A 20,316-nucleotide genomic window follows, 5' to 3' on the forward strand; every position below is an offset into this window, starting at 1 on the left:
CCTACGCTGAGTTGGGCTCCAGAGGCGCTTGGACTGGAAATACGCTTCTTCCTACGTTGTTTTTGGTTACCTACATGAAATACTAGAACTCCTCTGAGTAACAAACAAAACGCTCTAAAAGCAAGAAGTAATCACAAGCTGTACAAGCACTGTCACATGTCTGGAAGGAGACCGCCCGAACGAAGAGAGGATACAGGCGACTGGAAGACATGTGGCAGGGCTTCCCCCGACCACAACAGTTGGAGGACAACCGTCTTTGAGCAGTACAGACGAGCATCTCTGGCATCCTTTTGCTACAATAAGAAAAAAGCATGGAACAGAGGGATTAGACGTGAGCCGCAAAGATTGGATCGAATACATCGTCAGTGAACAAGACACGGGAATGAACGTGGAACAAATCGTCCGGCAAAAGCTTAACGTGTCGGGTCGTATGATGCAGCGGCTGACGAGAAGTAAAGGGATTTTGCTCAATCGCAAGCAGCCCTTCCTGCAAAGACAAGTAAAGGCAGGGGATACAATCGCTGTTCGTGTCATCGAGAGACAAGAGCAAGCGCCTAGGCAGCCCCAGCACGCTACGAAGCCTGAGGGACCGATCACACCTATGCCCTCTATCGAAATTTTGTACGAAGACGATCATCTTTTGATTGCAAACAAACCGGCAGGCATGATGGTGCACCCGATTAAACAGGAGACTGACACATTGGTACATGCACTCGCTGCCGTACTGGCGGCACGTGGTGAGCAGACGAGCGTACATCCTGTGCATCGGTTGGATAAAGATACATCAGGAGCTATTCTCGTAGCCAAGAGCAGCTATGGTCATCAATTGGCTGACAGGCTGCTGCGCGAAGGGGGCATTCACCGCGAGTATCTTGCGGTTGCCAGTGGGGTGCTATCAGAGGGAGCTGGAACGATTGATGCGCCAATCGGCCGAGATGCGCGTCATCCTACGAAGCGCCGTGTCGTGGAGAGTGGCGATCCTGCCATCACGCACTACGAGGTAGAACAGACTTCTGAGGGAATGACGCTCGCTCGTGTCTGGCTGGAAACGGGTCGTACCCATCAAATTCGCGTTCACTTTGCCCACCTTGGACACCCGCTTGCTGGCGATACGATGTACGGGGGAGCGAGAGGTTTGTTACGCCGACAGGCTCTGCATGCTTCGAAATTATCCTTTTTACATCCGCTTCTCGAAAAAGAGATTGTGGTCGAGGCACCGATACCATTAGATATGAAACGCTTGATGCAAGCAGAGTTTTCATAAGAACGGACAGAAGGACTTCTATGACAGAAGTCCTTTTTTATGTGCAAAAGTTCTCCGAGTGTCAAACAATCTGTAGTTGAATAACGTAACAGTGTTATGTTACATTGTTTTTGGAGGTGCTTCACTTGGAAACAAATGTAATCTCGAAGAAGGACCTGCTGGAGCTTACTGGCATTTCGTACGGACAATTGTACCGATGGAAACGAAAGAACTTGATTCCGGAGGAGTGGTTCATTCGCCGAGCAACTTTTACAGGGCAAGAAACCTTTTTCCCGCGGGAACAGATTTTGGCTCGTATCGACAAAATCCTGAACATGAAAGACGACTTATCGCTGGATGAACTGGCGGACATGTTTTCGCCAAGTATGAGTGAAATTTCGTTGACCGCAGATGAATTATTGGCACGAAACATTGTTTCGACTACTTCTTTAGAAGTGTTTAACGTTTTTCTCGGGAGCTTACGGACCTTTACCTTCCAGCAGGCATTATACGCCTATGTGTTAGAAAAGCTTTTGGCCGCAGGAGACTTGAGTGTAGATGAAGGCGGCGGATTGCTGCAGGTACTGGCTAGCCACTATCCCAAATTCGAAGGGAAGCCTTGTGAGCTGATCTTTATGCGCAAGATGGGGATTTCCACGTTCGTGTTGGTGTCTGGCTCTACGGAAATGTATTTTGATAGCGGTGTAAAGGTAGTGAAGCGGCTCGATCTAGCCAATTGCATCGAGGAATTAAAAGGAAAATATTTGTAGGGGGAGACCATACCATGCAGAACGAGAATAAGAACAAGCTAGATTTGATCTTTCATGGGGCAGTGAATGCTACGGGTGGCGTGTACAACAAAGTAGATGTGCAAGGTTACGGCAAGATTAATGGCGACGTAGAGTGCGAGTCGCTTCATTGTGCGGGACATGTCAGTATCACGGGAGATCTCATTGGTTCTTCGGCAAGAGTAGAAGGCAACGCGTCGATTAAAGGCAAAGTGAAAATGGATAAGTTATCTGTATACGGTCAGCTTGATGTTGCGGATGATTTGAATTTTACGAGTCTAAAAGTCGGTGGCAATGTCAAAGTACAGGGCAATATGGCAGGAGAGGATGTAAAGATTCACGGATCATTGAAAACAGCAGGGGATTGTGAAGCCGAAGTGTTCCGGGCAAACGGTGCGTTTAATATCGGGGGGCTTCTGAATGCAGGGCGAATTGAGGTAATTCTGCATGGTAGCTGCGAGGCAAAAGAAATGGGCGGAGAGCATATCGAGGTGCGCCGAACTGGGTATAGCACTTTGGGCAAGCTGTTGAAGCATTTTCTCAACAATACCTTGTCCGTAGAGACGATTGAAGGTGACGAGATCTATCTGGAAAACACAAAGGCCAAGGTCGTTCGCGGCAACAAGATCGAGATTGGGCCAGACTGCGAAATTGACCTGGTCGAATACAGCACAGAATGCAAGCAGGACCCGAGCTCACAGATTAAGACGCTGACACAACGATAAGGCTGACAAGGAAAAATGAACATTCCAAACTGCATGCAAGTATTTACATGCATGCAGTCTCTTTATATAATGAGTTTGGAAAAAAATAAATGCAAGTAATTACTTGCTTGGTACGGAGGTGCGTTATGGATCACCCAGATATAGAACAGAAGCTGGGGGGGAGAGGCGAAGAGGAACAGGAAACCCGTGAGCGAATTTTATTGGCCGCACGTCAGCTAATGGCACAGAAGGGATACAAGGGAGCGACTACACGCAAGATTTCTGAGCTTGCAGGGGTTAATGAGGTGACGGTATTTCGTCACTTCAAGAACAAGGTAGGCATCTTGACAGAGCTCCTGAAAGAAATCATGGATGTCCGGGAGCAGCTGGAGCAAGGGTTGCAAGGCGAGTTTGCTGATCTCAAGGGAATGCTGGTCAGCTACGCACGTACGTATTACGGCTTATTGGTCGAGCGCAAAGAAATTTTCATGATCTGCATGATTGAAGCGGATAACCACCCGGAAGTCGTGCAGATGTTCAGCAGCCTGCCAATGACCGCAGTCAAGGTATTGTCCAATAAGCTCCTAGCGTTTCAGGAACAAGGGCATTTGCCAAAGGCGGACCCGTTCACGGCAGCTCTTATGTTCGTCTCCACTTTCTTCTACGCCTTTATGGCGAAGTATCGGGTCAATCTCGATCTCGAAATGGTAGAAGAAGAGCTTTTTGAAAATGCTTCTGAAATCTTGCTACAAGGCATCAGAGGACTCAAATAAACAGCATAGCTACATAGGGGCGGAGGAAGTCATGAAGAGAAGATGGCTTGTACCTGTAATGATGATCGGACTATTGGCAACAACGGCTTGCAGCGAACAACAGCCTGCTTCGGCACCCCAGAAGGAAGTGAAGCATGTCGTTGTTGCACCAGTGAAGAAGGAGCAGGCTGTTACCGTTACAGAGTTGTCTGGTACGCTGGCTCCTTTGGAGGAAGCACTCGTCTCTTTTGAAGTAGGCGGTCGTATTGTGGAGATGAACCGAAAAGAAGGAGACACGGTCAAAGCGGGAGATGTGCTTGCCCGTGTGAACGCAACAGATTACTCGCTCCAGGTTGCTTCTTCCAGCGCTGCCGTGCAGCAGAGTGCGGCAAATCTTAGCAAGGTAAACAATGGCGCGAGAGAGCAAGAAGTGACGCAGGCGCGTTTGCTTGTGGAGAAGGCAACAGTAGGACTACAAAAGATGCAGGATGATTTCAATCGGATTGAAAAGCTCTACCAGCAAAACGCCATTTCCAAAAGCGAGTATGAAAGTGCACAAAATGGACTGACGATTGCACAAAAGGATTTGCAAAATGCACAGCAGTCTTATTCACTGGTTACGCAAGGGGCTCGTGTGGAAGACAAACAGTTAACGCAGGCTGTATACAATCAGACGGTTATCGCCAAAGAAGTGGCAGCCAATACACTTGCCAAAACGCAGCTTCGTTCACCGATTAACGGGACGATCATCGCCAAGCTCTCGTCTGCGGGCAATTTGGTCGGTTCAGGTACCCCTGTTTATCAAGTCGGCAACATCGACACATTAAAAGTCGTATTGCCCGTTCCTGACCGTGAGATTTCTGCATGGAAAGTAGGCGAGACGATCTCCTTAGACCTGTATGGACAAAAACGGGATGGCAAAGTGGCAAAAATATTTCCTGCCACGAACCAAAATACCGGAACGATTGGCGTAGAGGTCCAAATCGCCAACCAAGCTCGTGACTGGTTTGCTGGTCAGGTGGTGAAAGCGACCAAAACGGTAACGGGGCAGGAAGGTGTCTACGTACCAGTAGAAGCCGTCATCAGCAGAGGAAAAGATGACGCGCATGTCTTCGTCAATGCAGGCGGCAAGGCTGTCAAAACAAGCGTAGCCATCGGGCAGATTGTAAGTGACAAGCTCGAGATCAAGAGCGGACTAAAGGAAGGAGACCAACTGATCGTCAAAGGGGTGGACCGTTTGTTTGACGGTGACCCAATCGAGGCGGCAGGAGGTACACAACCGTGATCAAGTACATCGTACAAAAGCGCAAAATTACGCTCCTTTTTTTCAGCATGATTGTACTTGTAGGCTCCCTCAGCTTTTTTCAGCTGCCCAAGCAAGAGATGCCGGATATTATCGTGAACATGGCGACGATCACGACGGTATATCCAGGAGCTTCGCCGGAAAAGGTCGAGCAGGCTGTTACGAAAAAGCTGGAAGAAAAAATCAATGAATTGCAGGGACTTAACTATATATCATCCTCATCTTCCCTCGGAGTATCTTTTATCATGGTGGAAGCAAAGAGTGACGTAGACCCGAAGCAAAAATGGGATGAATTGCGGAAGAAGGTAAAGGACGCAGAGGCTGATCTGCCAGCCGATGCGAAACAACCAATCATCAATGATGATTTGAACCGTACGTTTGTCCAATCGTTTGCGGTCACCGCTGACACGCGTGAGGAATTGTACAGCATGCGTACCATGCTGAAATCGTGGAAGGAACAGCTGCGCACCATTCCAAACGTAGCGGATGTACTGGTGGAAGGTCTACCGGAGCAGGAAGTCCACATCGAGGTTGATACGCAAAAGCTGAGCCAGTACGGGATCACGTGGAGTCAGGTAATGATGGCTGTCAAAAAGGAAAATGAAAAAATCCCGCTTGGCGACCTGACCACAGAAAAACGGACCTACCAGCTCAAGCTGGCGGAAAATACAGATGTCGAAGAACTGAACAAGGTCATTATCTCTCGTTCAAAAGAGGGCTTCCCGATCTATCTGAAGGACATCGGATCGGTCAAAATGACGACGGAGACAGTGAAAACAACCTCGTATTTCAATGGAAAGCCTTCGATCACGATCAGCGTCAATGCAGAGACGGGAAGTGATGTGCCGTCCTTGCAGAAGCGCGTAGACGAGATGATGGTGACTCTGGATAAAACACTTCCGGCAGGGGCTGAGAGACACTCGATCTACAGTCAAAATGAACGCGTGGATGAGCTTTTTAGCGACCTGACCCGGGAAATGATGATTGCCATCATCGCAGTTTTGGTTGTATGTGCGCTCGGATTGAACCTGATCACATCGTTGGTAGTAGCGATGGCGATCCCGATTTCCTTAGCTGTGGGGCTTATGTTCCTGCCAGCTCTCGGGATTTCTCTCAACATGATCTCGATCGTTTCCTTGATCATTGTGCTCGGGATCTTGGTCGATGACGCCGTGGTGGTCAATGACAATATCGAGCGTCGACTGTCTGTCCTGGGGGAAAAACCGATAGCTGCAGCGGTTAATGGTGCCAAGGAAGTATCGATTTCGATCACGACCGCTACGCTGGCTACGATTGCGTCGTTTGCTCCTTTGATGTTTCTTAGTGGAAACGTCGGACAGTTCATTCGTCCGGTTCCCGTCATTATTTCGATGACGATGCTGGCGTCGATGGTCATGTCGCTGACGATCATCCCGATCTTTCGCCAATGGTATGAGCAACGTAGAAAGGCCGGCGTCGAAGGGTATCGCAAGCCCGCTGGACTGTTGGGGAAACAATTGTTGCAGCTGACCAAGTGGTACGCGAGCAAGTTCATGCCGAAAATTTTGAAGCGTCCGCTTTTGGCAGGAATGATTGGCGTGTTGATTGGAACGGCAGCATATGGATTGATACCGCTCACTCCGGTGGAATTGTTCCCGAACGATGATCGCCCGCAGTTTCTCATCGATATCCGTCTCCCTGTGGGCAACAGTCTGGAAGAAACAGACCGAGTGGTGCGTGGGACGGCAGACTGGGTGTTGAAGCAGCCTGGCATCGAGTCAGTATCTGCATACGCGGGAGGCAGTGCACCGAAAATGTTCGGTGGAGATACAGCTGCCGGAAGCGGCATTACCGTCGGACAGCTAGTGGTTCGTTATAATGAAAAAGAGACCCATCTCGAGAACCTGCTGGAGCCATGGGCGGAGGAATTCAAAAAGCTGTATCCGGAAGCGAGTATCCTTCTGAAACAGCTGGAGGCAGGTCCCCCGGTCGGAAAACCAGTTGTGATTCGTTTGTATGGAGAGGATATTGAGACGCTGCGCTCTCTTTCTGCACAAGCAAAAGAAAAAGTTGCCGGATTAGAGGGAACGTACAATGTCCAAGACGATTTTGGGGTAGAACGCTACACCTTGGAATTTGTCGTCAATAAAGAGCTGATGGAGCAAAAGCTCGTCAACTACACCGACTTGTCCACGACATTGCGTCTGGTGAGCGAAGGCATTACCGTCAGTGAGTTTGATACGGGCTCAGACCTGATAGATATGAAGCTGTTCTTGCAAAAAGGCGGGGAAGACCCTGCATTGCTGTTCCAACGACTCAGCATCGCCAATGCGCGTGGAGAGCTGATTCCATTGTCACAGCTCGCGGAAGTAAAACCGACTTTCAGTACACAGACGATCCCGCATCGCGATTTGTCGCGGAGCGTGACAGTTACCAGTGATCTGAAAGGGAGAACGGCGACAGAAGTAATGGCAGAGATCAAGCCAATGCTCGATAGCATGTCCTTGCCTGAAGGATACCGCTATGAGATTGGCGGCGAGACTTCCGAGCAGACTGATATTTTTATCGACATGGGGAAACTCTCAATTCTTGTCGTTTTCCTGATCCTGATTTTGATCGCGATGCAATTCTATTCCTTGACGATACCTGTACTGGTTACCAGTACGATTTACCTCGCTGTATCGGGGAGCTTGATCGGCTTGTTCGTGACCCAGACACCACTTGGCTTTATGACAATGATGGGGATTATTGCGTTGGCGGGTATCGTGGTGCGTAACGGGATCGTTTTGATCGAGTTCATCGAGGAGGCACGTCATACAGGCATGGAGCTGAAGCAGGCGGTTATTTCTGCGTGTGAGGCACGACTGCGACCAATTCTATTGACCTCGCTTACAGCCATTGCAGGTATGATGCCGCTAGCTATTTCGGGTGACGTTTTGTTCAAACCGCTTGCGGTCACCATTATTTCCGGCTTGGCGTTCTCGACACTTTTGACCTTGATCGTCGTACCGTCCTTTTATACGGTTCTGACGCAGCACAAGATCAAAAAGCTGGCGAAAAAAGCCGCGAAGCGCCCGGATTTGTATGGGCCTGAGGCAGAGACATTATAAGGCATGCAACAGCGGCAAACTCTCCGATTCATTTCTTTCGGGAGTTTGTCGCTGTTTTTTAGTAAGCGTTTCTTGCTTTTCGCCAGCCGATAATGAAAAGAGCAAGGACCAGTATGAGAAAAACGAGTACACATAAAGCCCAAATCGACTGTAGCAGCATGCTTTGGTTGACCAGCCAGGGAATCTCCTCCAAAGGCATGTTTTTCATTTTGGGGAGAGAAGGGATGATCATCGCGTCTGCATAAATGTGCAGGACGATCGGAGCTAACAATCCCCAGCGAAGTGCTGCCCATGCCCACAAAACACCAATGAGAAACGACTCAAAAAGAGCTCCTAGACCATGCCCAGGTACGTGATAGTAGGCGAAAATCATCGAAGGAATGAGTAGATACATCCACCTCGCACCAGCGGGCAGGTCTGTGTTCCTTCGATAGATGAGTGTTAGCAAGAGAAACGGAATGCCTCGAAAGACGAGCTCCTCCCACAAAGGATTATGCCAGGTGGCAAACACAAGCAGATTCGCTTTGCCAGCGAGTGACTGTGCACCGATCGGCTGCGTGCTATACCATCCGCTAATCGCCTGAAAGGCGGCTCCAGCCGCTTTTGCCAATAAGAGACCGACAAGGATGAACAGAAATGCTTGTCCTAATTTTTTCTTTCGTACAAGCCATAAGATTCCGCAAGCGTAAATCAGCGAGATAACAGCAAAAATGAGCCAGCCAGGAAGCGGGACTGCGACCTTCCAATCGGTTTTCGGCCAAAATAGCAGAGATACGGAAACAGTTTGTCCTAAAAAACCTGAGGAGAGAAATTGTCCCCAGGAGGCGAACAGGGGTAGAAAGAGCATCATCATCAATAAAAGGAGTAAAAGCGGGTTTTTGGTCATGTAGCGAAATGTATTTGTCCACACTTACGAAAACCTCTCAATCCAACCATTTTTTTCTATATAATCCTACATGCTTTTTACTCGGTCCAGATGGAAATGGCATTCTTCAGATTTTTGTAAGAGTTTGATTAAGCAAGAAATGGTATCGGACGTATGATATGATAGAATCAAAATTCACTGTCAGTAATAGATAGAAAGCAGTACAGGAAGGGAGTGTCCAGGATGCAACAGCCCCAGCTTCTTCATGAAGAAAAGGTATTCAAAGACCCTGTTCACCGCTACGTCCACGTGCGGGACAAATTCATTTGGGATTTGATCAACTCGGCAGAATTCCAACGTTTGCGCAGAGTCAAGCAACTGGGCACCAGCTTTTTTACGTTTCACGGTGGAGAGCATAGCCGCTTTAACCACTCGCTTGGCGTGTACGAACTGATGCGCAGAATTTTGGAGACGTTCGAAGGCCGTATTCAGTTGACGTACGAGGAAAAGCTGCTGTGTCTATGTGCGGCTTTGCTCCACGATGTGGGCCACGGTCCGTTTTCCCATTCGTTTGAAAAGGTGTTCAAGTATCACCACGAGGATTGGACGCGCGCTATTTTGCTTGGAGATACGCAAATAAACCGCATACTTCGTCGGTTTGATGATAGCTTCCCGAAGAAATTGGCAGAAGTGATTAATAAGACATATGACAATAAACTGATCGTAAGCCTCATCTCCAGCCAGCTGGATGCCGATCGGATGGATTACCTGCTGCGTGATGCCTACTATACGGGCGTCAATTACGGCAATTTCGAGATTGAGCGTATCTTGCGTGTCATGCGGCCGCAGGAGGATGGCATTGTCTTTAAATTCAGCGGGATGCATGCTGTCGAAGACTACATCATGTCTCGCTATCAAATGTACTGGCAGGTCTATTTCCATCCCGTGACACGAAGTGCGGAAGTAATCTTGTGCAAAATTTTTCAACGGGCGAAGCTCTTGTTCTCCCAAGGCTATCCGTTCATGCAGGAGCCTGTTATGCTCTTGCCTTTCTTGCAGGAAAAGGTAGAGCTCGCTGACTATTTGGCGCTTGATGAGTCCATTATTCTTTTCTATATGCAGCTCTGGCGCAGAGAGCAAGACCCTGTGTTGAAAGATTTGTGCGCCCGTTTTTTGGACAGGAATCTCTTTAAATACGTCGAATATAATCCGAGGGATTTCCGCTTGCTGTCTGAACTAAAAGAACTATTTCAATCTGCCGGAATTGATCCGATGTATTATTTGGAGGTAGACACAACCTCCGATCTTCCGTATGATTTTTACCGTGCCGGAGAAGAAGAGGAGCGCATTCCGATTATGCTCCAAATGCCTTCAGGCGAACTTGTCGAGCTGTCACAGAAGTCAGAAATTGTACAGGCCATTAGCGGAAAGCGGCGCTTTGATTACAAGCTGTACTTTCCATTGGATAAAGTCATGGACTTGCCGGGGGATCTCTCCCGTAAGATTCGAGAACGTCTGGGAGTGATGGAGGATGCTTAATCGTCACGCCAAGATCATACGCCTGATTGAGATAGTCGGCGAAGTGAGCGGGCGAAAAAAATTGCAAAAGATGGTGTACATAGGAAAACATCTGGAGATGGATTTCGATGAGCGCTACGAGTTTCACATGTACGGTCCATATTCGGAAGAACTGACGCTCAGAGTAGATGAGCTGTGCAACATGGGACTTCTGGATGAGCAAATGGAGAGTAAAGGTGCTATTCATATGTATCGTTACTCTTTGAACGAAACCGGTCATGATTTTCTCAAGTTTCATGAGGTTGACTTCGGTAGTGGAGAACGCGCAATTTTGCGCATGAACGAGGAAAATTCCCGTTTTCTCGAGCTGGTTTCTACGATTCTGTATTTCAGCCACCTGCCTTATGAGGAAATGAAGGGCAAAATCTTTACGTTTAAGAGCAAGCAGCGCTACACGGAGGAAGAGATTCAAAAAGGGCAGGCGTTTATTGAAGAGCTGCGTGCGCTGATGAAGGAAGACGGCGACAGTTCACTTATGCAATAAGGAACAACATACAAGGACAAGCACGGCGTACGAACTTGCAAGAGTTGTGGTACGTCTTTTTTTTATGCATGTCAGCCAGTCCAATGGGGCTGGCTTTTTTTGTCTCAGCTCTGGGCTGCATAATACGGGCATCGTTCTTTGACAAGTGCATAAGTATGAAACATTTTGCTTAGCGAAAGGGAGATGGACGTGAGTAGAAGCAAGCAATGGTGGCTGTGGATCGCGCTCGGTGTTGTTATGCTTGCCGTTGGTATAAGTGCGTGGGGTACAGCCAGTGCACATGAAGTAAGAGTGGTGTACGTCTATAGTGATAGCTGCGTGTATTGTACGGAGTTCGGCCCGATATTTGAGAGAGTCGTGAAGGAGTATCCACCGGAAATGATCCAACGACTGGATATCCATGAGCAGAAAGAGCTGGAAGAAGCGTCGCGCCTCGGGGCAGAGGCAACCCCCACTGTTTTTGTCGTCGAACAAGGTAAGGTGGTCGACAAGCTGGAAGGGGCGGTACCCGAGAATACGTTGCGAAGCTTTTTGCAAAGGAACCTAAATCAGACTCTTTCTAAAAATGGATAATATAGGTAAAATATCCGGTAAAGAGGGGGTCATTCCATGAACAAGCGTGCAATGATGTCATACCTACTAGCAATTATCCTTGCAATGGCAGGGTTTACTGGAGAAGCGGACAGTCCTGCCGTACAAGCTGCTGCGCCAGCGAAGGATTACGCTTCCCATACAGCAAAGGCAGCCATTGATTTCGGTGTACAGAAGAAATACTTATGGCTGGATAGCAAGGGGAACTTTTATCCGAATAGTCAAATCACGCAAGGGCAGTTCATCGCGAGTTTAGTAGCCATTCGTGGATTGATGGAGGTAGCACCAGTACCACAGCTCCCGGAAGGGCACTGGGCGAAGATGAGCTATGAGAAGGCGCAGAAGGCGGGGATATTGGCGGGGGTCAAGATTGATCCGAACAGACTGATGACGAAGGAAGAAACGGCAGCGCTGGTGTATGCCGCATGGAAGCCGATTCGGGGTGAGAAAAATCCGAATTTAACCAATACCGGGGCTCTTATCACGTGGGGATGGATGAAGCCAGCACCTAGTGGTCAGCCTAAATTTCGTGAGGATTTGCCTGTGACAAGAGGGGAAGCGGCCGAGATTTTGCGTTATTTGTGGAAGGATAAGTGGCAGCTTGAGCAAGGGGCGAAGTATGCGGATGAGTTTCATAAGAGCTTGAAGGTTGTGAATGGGAAGATTAGTGGGAAGGTGCCTAAGGGTGATAGTGATTTTATGATTAAAGCAATGTTTATTACGAAACAAGATGAGTTAGAAGGATTCTTAAACAACGAATCTTTTAACTTTCCATTAACTAATATAAGTTCTTTGACTTTCAGTGTAATTAACACTAATGACTCAACTGATGCAGGAATATACTGGTATACAAAACTACCTAATCTAGAGCAAATAAATAACACCCGAAAATTTCATCAATAAAGCAAAAAGGGTGGGGAATGAATGCAGATCTTTCTAACAAGGCACAGAAAATTCACTATTTCTGTGCTTGTCTTTTGTCTTTTGTTTAGTTTCTTAACTACTCATTCGAACTTTGCAAATGCTTCACCAAATTATCATAAGATTAAAGTGGCAACTGTAGATTCAAATAAAGAGCTAGCGCCAAAAGGAGAATTCTATGTTCTTCAGATCGCAGGTATAGACGGACAACTTGGTGCAACTGTTTCTCAAATCGAAGTAGATAGAATAATAGATAGTAATAAGGTTCTAGGTTTTGCGGATATACACAAAAAAGCAGACCGAGGATGGTATTTTGTAGATGACAGCGAAGCGGCTTACTGGATAAATAAGTTCGGTGGAAATTCAAACTATATCCTCGGTGGAACTGCCAATGTGTATAGTAAAACTGTCTCCAGTAATGAGGTGCCAAATTTCGTACCCTACCAAGCCTACAACCTCGCAGAACTAGCCACCGCCTCAGGCGGCGCAGGCTACACCAAAGGAGACAACCTCGTCCCAGACGGCAAAGGCGGGTACATCTCTGTAGGCCACTTCCGAACCACCCCACAACCCAGCGGCAGCATAACCACCAACAAAACCAAATACAACCTCAACGAAACAGTTGAGATTCATGCAAATGCCACGGACTTTTCTTACTATGACCGCGGCATTTTTGTATGGTCTTTAAGCGTGGTCAACAAGACAACAGGACGTGGATACAAGAGCATCTTGTCTAATCAAAAATTCAACGATCCAAGCACAGCCGTTCCCACGGTAAACGAGACAAGCAGTCCCCCAGGCTACAAGTGGAGCTATAAAAATACCGAATATAAGCCTACCGAGCCAGGCGTGTATGAAGTATCACTAACTATCACTGACCTGCATCAAAGAAGCCGCCAAGGATCAAGCAGCATAAACGTTTCGACACCTTACACGGCACAATTCACAGTGGGTGATGTAACCCCGCCGGAAAAACCTGATCCCGAAAAGCCTGACCCAGGTCCAGCCTGTTCAATCGGATCAACAAAAACCAAACTGAACATTCAAGTCGTTGGCGACAAGGATATTAAAGACCACAATTCTGTTGCAAGCGGTGGTTCTGATATCGCTGTCGAAAAAAATGCCGATATCACTCTCTATGCCAATAAACCAGGTAAATTCACAATGAATGGTTATGACATGAAGCCTGGAGCGAATGGCAACAGGAAAGTCGGAACAGGAAGCATCGGTAGCTCTGGACGGGTAAAGGTCGTCTACATCAGTGATGATGGAACAGAGTGCTGGGAGAAATATTTTAGAGTGGAGTCGCCAGATGGTGAAGACTCATGCCCCATCGTTACGCTGGCGGCGTCCTCAGTCAGAAACGGCCAAACCATTGAGATTATGCCGTTCGATACGCTTACGTTCCGAGCCAAATACACAACCAAATACGGAGATAGCTCGGAGGCATCGCTCAAGTGGGATGTATCCCTTCCAAACGGAAAAATCTATACCTTGCCAGTCAAGGAAAATGACAATGGCAGATGGGGACCCTATGACTCCTCCAGTTTAAAGCTTCCATACGAAAATGTTCATAACCCGTACCATTTTCCATTCGAGCGAGGAAAAACGTACAAACTGAAGCTAAACTTTGATGGGACAAAGTGGAGAGAACGACCTGAATGCAATTGGGAAATAACGATCGTCGTAAAAGATGCTTCCTGCTCCATCGTTGATCAAAAAAAGGTTTCATTTTTGGTACATAGCGAACCACCTCTGCCATTTTCTCCTGAAGGGGAAAGCATGAATGGATCAGTCAGCTCAGGATTTACATTAAAAGACCCTGTATACATCAAGTACTTTACGGAGGCTGGAGATCAATACGATACCAATCTATCGTTTTCTTCAAAGGTATCTGGCACTTGGTATTGGAAGAGTCCCGAAGGAAAAACAGCGTTAACCGACAAGCTTGCTGCGGACGAGTCATTCAGGCTCATGTTGCCGGCAAATGTAGATGTTGGCGATGAAATCGTGCTGCTGTTCGAGTCCGAAACGGGCTGCACTGGTGAGGTGCGATTCACCATTGAATCTGACCAAAAATGCTGGGATATTCTAGCGTCAGTAGAAATCGATCGAAACAACCAAAAGTGGAGCAAGGATATTCAACGTGGTGAAACCATTGAAATAGCAGCAGATGGGATTCCAGACAAGTATCGGTTTCGGATGTTTTTGTCGGATGATAGTCACTTTTCGATGAGATGGTTTGATCCCGCGTCAGGCTCCTGGGAAAGAAAGCGAAACGGAAAGGCACTCGATAGTTCAAACACCTCCACAAATAGCCACTGGGTGTATTTCCCGAAGGACGAAAATGGGCTTCTTTTAGAAGGGCTGTACAAGGTGCAATTTTATTCAACCCAGAGTGACGGCTGCGACGGTCATTTTTTTGTGCAAATCGGCAAAGGCGCTCCAAAACCGGAAGGAGAGAATTTGCTTATTGTGAAATCGAGCTTTCAAATTGATCCGAAGAGCCCTCAAGCCTCTGGAACCGACGCGACGATTACATTCAACGTGAAGAATGCCGGGAAATTAACGCATGATACGAAATTGGCTGTTCGCTGGGCGAGCTCAGAAAAGGAAACACGCTTGGACGTGAATGAATTCAAGCCGGGTGAGGTGCGTAAGATTACGGTTCCGACGAAGTATCCGCAAAAATCCGAGGATTTTATTGCCCATATCAACCCTGCGAAATCCATGCCGGAAAACGAGACGATCTGGACGGACAATCGTGCGGTCTGGCCAGTGAAAATTGTCGGTGGAGAAGTTCCTGAACCGCCTGGTGGTGGAGGCGATTTTGATGGCGGTGAAATTGGTTTAGAGATTTATGACAGTGATGGTCGACAGCTACAAAAACTGCCGCTGCATGCAGATGGCGTGTGGGAACGTGAGCCTGCTACGATTCGCGTGATCATTGATCAGTCGAAAATAAACGAAGGCTTCCAAAAAACAGAACAGGAGATCAATCAGAAGATAGCGGAATTCAAAGCACAATTGGAGAGTTCAGTCAGCGGGGACAATACCAAAAACGTCACTGTCATTGCGAATCCGGGGTGGATTTCGAATGCCAAGAGCATGGCGGTTTATACACCACCACAGCTTGATCTGAAGCTGACAGGCCCCGGAGCGCCGATGCAATGGCAGGTAAGCAGTGCATCTACAGGCACAGAGGTCGTATACACAGGAACCACTGTCCCCACGCAGACGACTTGGCGCCAAGTGCTCCAATCGCAAAAGTATAAAGCAGAAATCAACGGCTTTGTCATCGTGATGGATTATCAGATCGATTTTGAACTGTCCTACGAGAGCTGTGCTGTGAACGACGAAGATGAAGAGGAGTGTGAACCACAGAACATATCCAAAACGATGAAAGGACGCTACACCATTACGGTAAAAGGGGGAGAGCGCTCCTTTGAAGTATTTGAGCCAAATGCAACAGGCTCTATTCGCCATACAGCCGAATGGACAGCGTATCATGCCAGGGATCGGTATATAAACAGCCAGCCAAATGATTACTACGCGGGAGAGCGCATCTTGACACAAGTGGAGTTGCAGGATCGACACCGTCATCCTGTGAGCAACCAGTTTCCTGTCGTGACATCTGCCCGGGCGTGGATTTCAGAAACTGGCTTGCGCCAAACGCCGTTACAGTCGTTGTTAGCCTTGCAACAAGCGACTCCCCAGCTCTGGAGAGGACCCTCCTATTCCGCTTCCAAGCTAGGAGCTCGTGAAGTGGGAGTAGATACGCCTTTGATGGGGGATAAACAGCATGGCTTCCAAAAGGATGCGAGCTACGCAGTCTATTACTCCGTTTCCTTTCGTTTTGACGTGAACAAGGGCTTTCCCTATCAAAATAAAGCTTTAGGGCAAGGGCACGAACTTAAAGATTATCAGCTACCCTTTCGTATCATTGCAAATGCATGGGAACGACAAGGAATCCGCAACCATACGACTCAGTAAAAATATTTGCACCCCCTCTCTTTCTTTTTCTACAGTAAAGCTAGAAAAAGGATGAGGGGGATTTTTGTGGGAATAATCACGCGGCGCTTGCTATGTGTACTTCTCCTATTCGCTTTATGCTTGGGAAATACAGTGGAACAGGGCTGGGCAAAAGAACGGGAGATATTCGTAGAGGAGGCGTGGGCATGGATCGACGAGGGAGAGGTGCGTTTTCAGGCACAATTATCGGGTGCTCCGGATAAAGTAGAGCTGTCTGTTAATCAGGATAGCGACAGCAAAACTCGTTCTTTTCATGAGGAGTCTCAGATTTCCCTCGCTGTAATGCCTATGGATGGTAGCCCTATCCAGATCAAGATGTTCATAGATGATTCAGAGGAGCCGTTACGTAGCTGGGAGCTATCGTTGCCTGAACACATAGAGCCGACCGTAGAAAAAATAAAAATGAAAAAGGCGCCTTGGGATGAAATGGCTGCCGATCAGAAAGAGCCGTTAGAGTTGGTCGAGCGAGAGATCGAAGACCCAAACGAAGCCCCGCCAGAAGAGGCAGAACAAAAACAGGAGCAGGATGCCACCGATGAAGAGCTTTCGCGGCTGGCAGAGGAATTTTATGCGCATTTTTCAGGCGAGAATAAGCCAGGAGAAGCGGAACTGCGCAATAGAGAAGCTCGCTTTGAGGTAGAACCGAATGATACCTTGGGCAGCAAATCGGACTGGCTATTTGATGGAAAGGACAGCCATGGAAAGATTAGCAGCAAGGATGATATTGATTTTTGGAAAATCAGAGGAACAACAAATGGGCAGATGAGTATATCCCTCACAGATATTCCGGCAAACGAAGATTACGATTTCTATGTGTATGATGAGGAGGAACAGGAGCTTGCCCGTTCAGAGCGGCATGGAAATGAGCCTGAATTAATCGAGGGACTGGCACTGGAAAAAGACAAATGGTACTACATCAAGGTCGTTGGAAAGCAGGGCTCGTTTTCGAAAGATTACTACTACCGCTTGCGAGCTGATTTCTCCGCGGATCAAGGAGGGGGCAAGGCAGATGAATACGAGCCGAACGACACAATGGAAAAGGCCTACGAGCTGGATGCATATAAACGAAATATCGTAGGAAATCTTCATTCAAAGACAGATGTGGATTTTTACAGCATATCCTTTACGCTCTCCTCTACTGTGGAGGTCTCCCTCAAGGATATCCCTGTTGGAATGGATATGGACGTATTTCTGCTCGACGAGGCTGGAAAAGTAGTTGCCAGATCCGAGAAAGCGAAGAACTCGGATGAACATATTACCTTCAATGCCTATCCTGGAACCTACAAAGTCAAGGTCATGGCCAGCAAACGCTCGGGATTTACCGCTAACTCGTACAGTCTTTATATAGGAGACAGAACAATTCCGGTTATCTTAATCCCAGGAGTGGGTGGATCGCGCTTGGAAGTGGAGCAGAATGGAAAGAGGTCGGAAATATGGTTGGGACTTGGCGATAGTCTCATTGGTATTAATGATCCCAAACACCGCCGGCTACTTTCTTTGGAGCCGATCAAGCCAAATAGTGTAGATGTACAGCCAGTCGTACGTGATGCGACGATCCATCCAGAAAAAGATGATTTTTACGCCATCGAGTATCTTTCCTATGCACCGTTTTTAAAAGAACTTACCGAACAGTATTACAGCATGGTGAAGGAACTGGAGAAGGCGGGATATAAAAAGCACCGTACCTTATTTGCACTGCCGTACGATTGGCGGTACAGCAGCACCAAAAATGCCAAACTTCTAAAAGAGAAAATCGACGCTGCACTGAAGGCAAGTGGGGCAAATCAGGTGCATTTGGTGGCACATAGCATGGGTGGGCTCTTGGTAAAAGAAACACTTCTATCCAATGTGTCTTACCAGCGCAAAGTGAATCGTGTCGTGTATATGGGCACACCATTCCTTGGCTCTCCACGGGCATATCAGGCTCTTAAGCACGGATACAATTTTTCGATTCCTTGGCTGGATGAGGAGACAGGGAAAGTGATCTCCTCTTATGCACCTGCCGTTTACGAACTGCTGCCCTCTAAAAAATATTTTGAAACGGTTGGCTTCCTGAAAAGGAGTAACATTCAGTACTACACCTATGATGAATTTTTAAAGGACAAAAATATTCGCCTCGACTATGCGCCGCTCGTCAAACATGGCGGCACGATGCATGAAAAGTGGGATAACAAAACGATCAATGTTCCACAGTATTCCATCGTGGGTACAGGCCAAGTAACACTGCTCGGTTACTTTTATGATTCTTTTTATAATGAATGGTCTCCGATTCTCGATCCTGGCGTTGGGGATGGTACCGTTCCCTATATGAGTGCCAATTACGCCCAGAAGGATATGAAAAAACGATACTACGTGAAAGGCGAACACGCCAAACTGCCGACCATACCAGAAGTCATCGACCAAGTAACGAGATTGCTACAGGGAGATGAGGAATTACAACCAGGGTTGCGCAATGCTCCGGCTCAAAATTCGGACTACCTGTATTACATCATTGCACAAGATGACAAGAGCTTTCCTGAAGTGACGATACACAAATCCGGCCAGACCTTTACACTCGACGCCAATAAAAAAGAAGTACGGGAAGACCTGTCTATTGAATATCACGATCGAATCGTTGTCATCCATGTTCGAGATGGTGAAGACTTGGAATTCCAGCCGCCTGTAGCTGTAGAGGGAGAGGAACCGGCGCGCTTTCTGATTAAACGCTTCTCTTCAGATGATTCGGAGCGTTACAAAGAAACAGGCAGACGTTACGTGCTTGATGAGCGTGGACTGGCTGAGGTAGAAGAATCTACGGATTCCAATGATGTGTAGTCATCAAAAGCAAAGGATGTAAGACAATGGATGATAATTGGATTGTCTGGTTCATACTCGGTCCTTTCGTATTCTCATTGATGTTTGCGGGGCCTTTGATCGGTTTGCTCATCGCTGCCTTCATTCGCTTCACGCTAGGCTTTCGAGGCTGGTTGATCTTTCTAAGTGTTCTTTTTATCAGCTTTGTGTACTACCTGTTTATTGTTCCCTCTGACACGATGTTAGGCGAACTGTTAGTCATGAAGGTTGCCATGGCGGTGCATACAGCCGTCGTAACGATCCTGATTATGTGGGGCATCGAAAAAATCATCCAGCTCGTAAACAAAAAACGAAACACCCAAAAACCTATGGATAAATAACTGGGCACATAGGCAAATTGCGTCATCGCACGTTTTTCGAGTAGAATAACAGGAAGGAGAATGATTGTCTGGAGGTTATTTAAATGGATATTTTTGATAATAAAAAAGGCGGCTTTACCATCATGAGTGGAAAAACCGATGTACACGGAGGTTTTGGTCAAGGTGTACTCGACTTGAATGCTGTGTCTTCTGTCATTATCGATGGGGACGAAGCGTACATTGACATGGGTGCCTTGCATGCCAAAAGTTCTGTAGAAAAGGGCATCAAATGGACGACAAATAAAGAAGAAGTACCAAATGGAAAGCCTTATTGGCTCGTTTGGGTAACAGTCGATCGCAATGAAGCTGGTCCTTACTATGCAGGGGCAACTGCGTGCTACATGGAAATCGATCGGGAAGCGCGTCGGGGCTACAAAATTTTGGCAGATCACGTGAATCGCATGGATTACTCTATGAAGAGACGTATTATGCTGTCCGATCTATCCGAGAAGGAAAAAGCCGCTCTGAAAAAGCTTTTGATTGAAAATAACGCGGCTATGTATGAGAATTCCACCGAGGAATTAAAGCAAAGTTTGTCCTAAAGTTGGAAAATCGTGAACGGTCTGTGAACAAATCGTGAAATCAATTGTTCAGACAATTGAAGTCAGGTAAACTTATTTCCATATTGTGTACATGTACACTTGGTCAACAAACAGGGAAAGAGCCGTCACTCTTTCCCTGTTTGTCTTATATAATTGTCATCGTTCATCATAGTTTTTGGGAAATCGCGGAACACTAATGGGGATTGAACCAA

At 47.3% G+C, this 20,316-nt stretch carries 15 protein-coding genes; 14 read left to right on the plus strand and 1 reads right to left on the minus strand.

All coding sequences use genetic code 11. The features are described from left to right. Window positions 1-331: 331 nt before the first annotated feature. The 6 genes from C7R94_RS06990 (at window position 332) to C7R94_RS07015 (ending at window position 7,879) form a co-directional block, all read left to right on the plus strand. Window positions 332-1,264, plus strand: a complete 933-nt coding sequence (locus tag C7R94_RS06990; RefSeq protein ID WP_106779629.1) for an RluA family pseudouridine synthase — start codon at window positions 332-334, stop codon at window positions 1,262-1,264. A gap of 125 nt (window positions 1,265-1,389) precedes the next feature. Next, the gene (locus tag C7R94_RS06995; RefSeq protein ID WP_106779420.1) at window positions 1,390-2,013 is read left to right on the plus strand and encodes a YhbD family protein; all 624 of its coding nucleotides are present in this window, start codon (window positions 1,390-1,392) and stop codon (window positions 2,011-2,013) included. Window positions 2,014-2,027: 14 nt separating this feature from the next. Next, a complete protein-coding gene (locus C7R94_RS07000; protein WP_106779422.1) occupies window positions 2,028-2,756 on the plus strand; it encodes a bactofilin family protein in 729 nt (242 codons plus the stop codon). Between the two features lie 125 nt (window positions 2,757-2,881). Continuing rightward, window positions 2,882-3,508 (plus strand): TetR/AcrR family transcriptional regulator, encoded by a 627-nt coding sequence (locus tag C7R94_RS07005; protein WP_106779425.1) that lies wholly within the window; start codon window positions 2,882-2,884, stop codon window positions 3,506-3,508. Window positions 3,509-3,539: 31 nt separating this feature from the next. Further along, window positions 3,540-4,772, plus strand: coding sequence for an efflux RND transporter periplasmic adaptor subunit (locus C7R94_RS07010; protein WP_106779427.1), 1,233 nt, complete (start codon window positions 3,540-3,542; stop codon window positions 4,770-4,772). Beyond that, on the plus strand, window positions 4,769-7,879 hold the full coding sequence (locus tag C7R94_RS07015) for an efflux RND transporter permease subunit (protein ID WP_106779430.1): 3,111 nt from the start codon (window positions 4,769-4,771) through the stop codon (window positions 7,877-7,879). The genes C7R94_RS07010 and C7R94_RS07015 overlap by 4 nt, the downstream gene beginning before the upstream one ends. Before the next feature lie 58 nt (window positions 7,880-7,937). Here C7R94_RS07015 and C7R94_RS07020 read toward each other — a convergent pair whose 3' ends face one another. Further along, window positions 7,938-8,789 carry a CPBP family intramembrane glutamic endopeptidase gene (locus tag C7R94_RS07020; RefSeq protein WP_106779432.1) on the minus strand — a complete coding sequence of 284 codons (852 nt, stop codon included), beginning with the start codon at window positions 8,787-8,789 and terminating at the stop codon, window positions 7,938-7,940. A gap of 198 nt (window positions 8,790-8,987) precedes the next feature. On the opposite strand from C7R94_RS07020, the gene C7R94_RS07025 reads away from it, so the two are divergent. The 8 genes from C7R94_RS07025 (at window position 8,988) to C7R94_RS07060 (ending at window position 20,104) form a co-directional block, all read left to right on the plus strand. Continuing rightward, window positions 8,988-10,283, plus strand: a complete 1,296-nt coding sequence (locus C7R94_RS07025) for an HD domain-containing protein (protein WP_047069872.1) — start codon at window positions 8,988-8,990, stop codon at window positions 10,281-10,283. After that, window positions 10,276-10,806 (plus strand): YwgA family protein, encoded by a 531-nt coding sequence (locus tag C7R94_RS07030; protein WP_088909799.1) that lies wholly within the window; start codon window positions 10,276-10,278, stop codon window positions 10,804-10,806. Before C7R94_RS07025 ends, C7R94_RS07030 begins: the two co-directional genes overlap by 8 nt. Window positions 10,807-10,989: 183 nt before the next feature. After that, window positions 10,990-11,379 carry a thioredoxin family protein gene (locus C7R94_RS07035; protein ID WP_106779434.1) on the plus strand — a complete coding sequence of 130 codons (390 nt, stop codon included), beginning with the start codon at window positions 10,990-10,992 and terminating at the stop codon, window positions 11,377-11,379. A gap of 36 nt (window positions 11,380-11,415) precedes the next feature. Further along, complete coding sequence (locus C7R94_RS07040) at window positions 11,416-12,300, plus strand: S-layer homology domain-containing protein (RefSeq protein ID WP_106779436.1); 885 nt, start codon at window positions 11,416-11,418, stop codon at window positions 12,298-12,300. A 147-nt stretch (window positions 12,301-12,447) separates the two neighbouring features. Beyond that, window positions 12,448-16,311 (plus strand): ABC transporter permease, encoded by a 3,864-nt coding sequence (locus C7R94_RS07045; protein ID WP_233220492.1) that lies wholly within the window; start codon window positions 12,448-12,450, stop codon window positions 16,309-16,311. A gap of 66 nt (window positions 16,312-16,377) precedes the next feature. Then, entirely contained in the window at window positions 16,378-19,164 is a 2,787-nt protein-coding gene (locus C7R94_RS07050) for a lipase/acyltransferase domain-containing protein (RefSeq protein WP_106779440.1), read from the plus strand. Window positions 19,165-19,190: 26 nt separating this feature from the next. Then, window positions 19,191-19,523 carry a hypothetical protein gene (locus C7R94_RS07055; protein ID WP_047069863.1) on the plus strand — a complete coding sequence of 111 codons (333 nt, stop codon included), beginning with the start codon at window positions 19,191-19,193 and terminating at the stop codon, window positions 19,521-19,523. Between the two features lie 83 nt (window positions 19,524-19,606). Beyond that, entirely contained in the window at window positions 19,607-20,104 is a 498-nt protein-coding gene (locus C7R94_RS07060; RefSeq protein ID WP_106779442.1) for a YwhD family protein, read from the plus strand. The last annotated feature ends 212 nt before the right edge of the window (window positions 20,105-20,316 follow it).

The sequence above is a fragment of the Brevibacillus sp. NRRL NRS-603 genome (assembly GCF_003013445.1).
Lineage (GTDB): Bacteria > Bacillota > Bacilli > Brevibacillales > Brevibacillaceae > Brevibacillus > Brevibacillus formosus.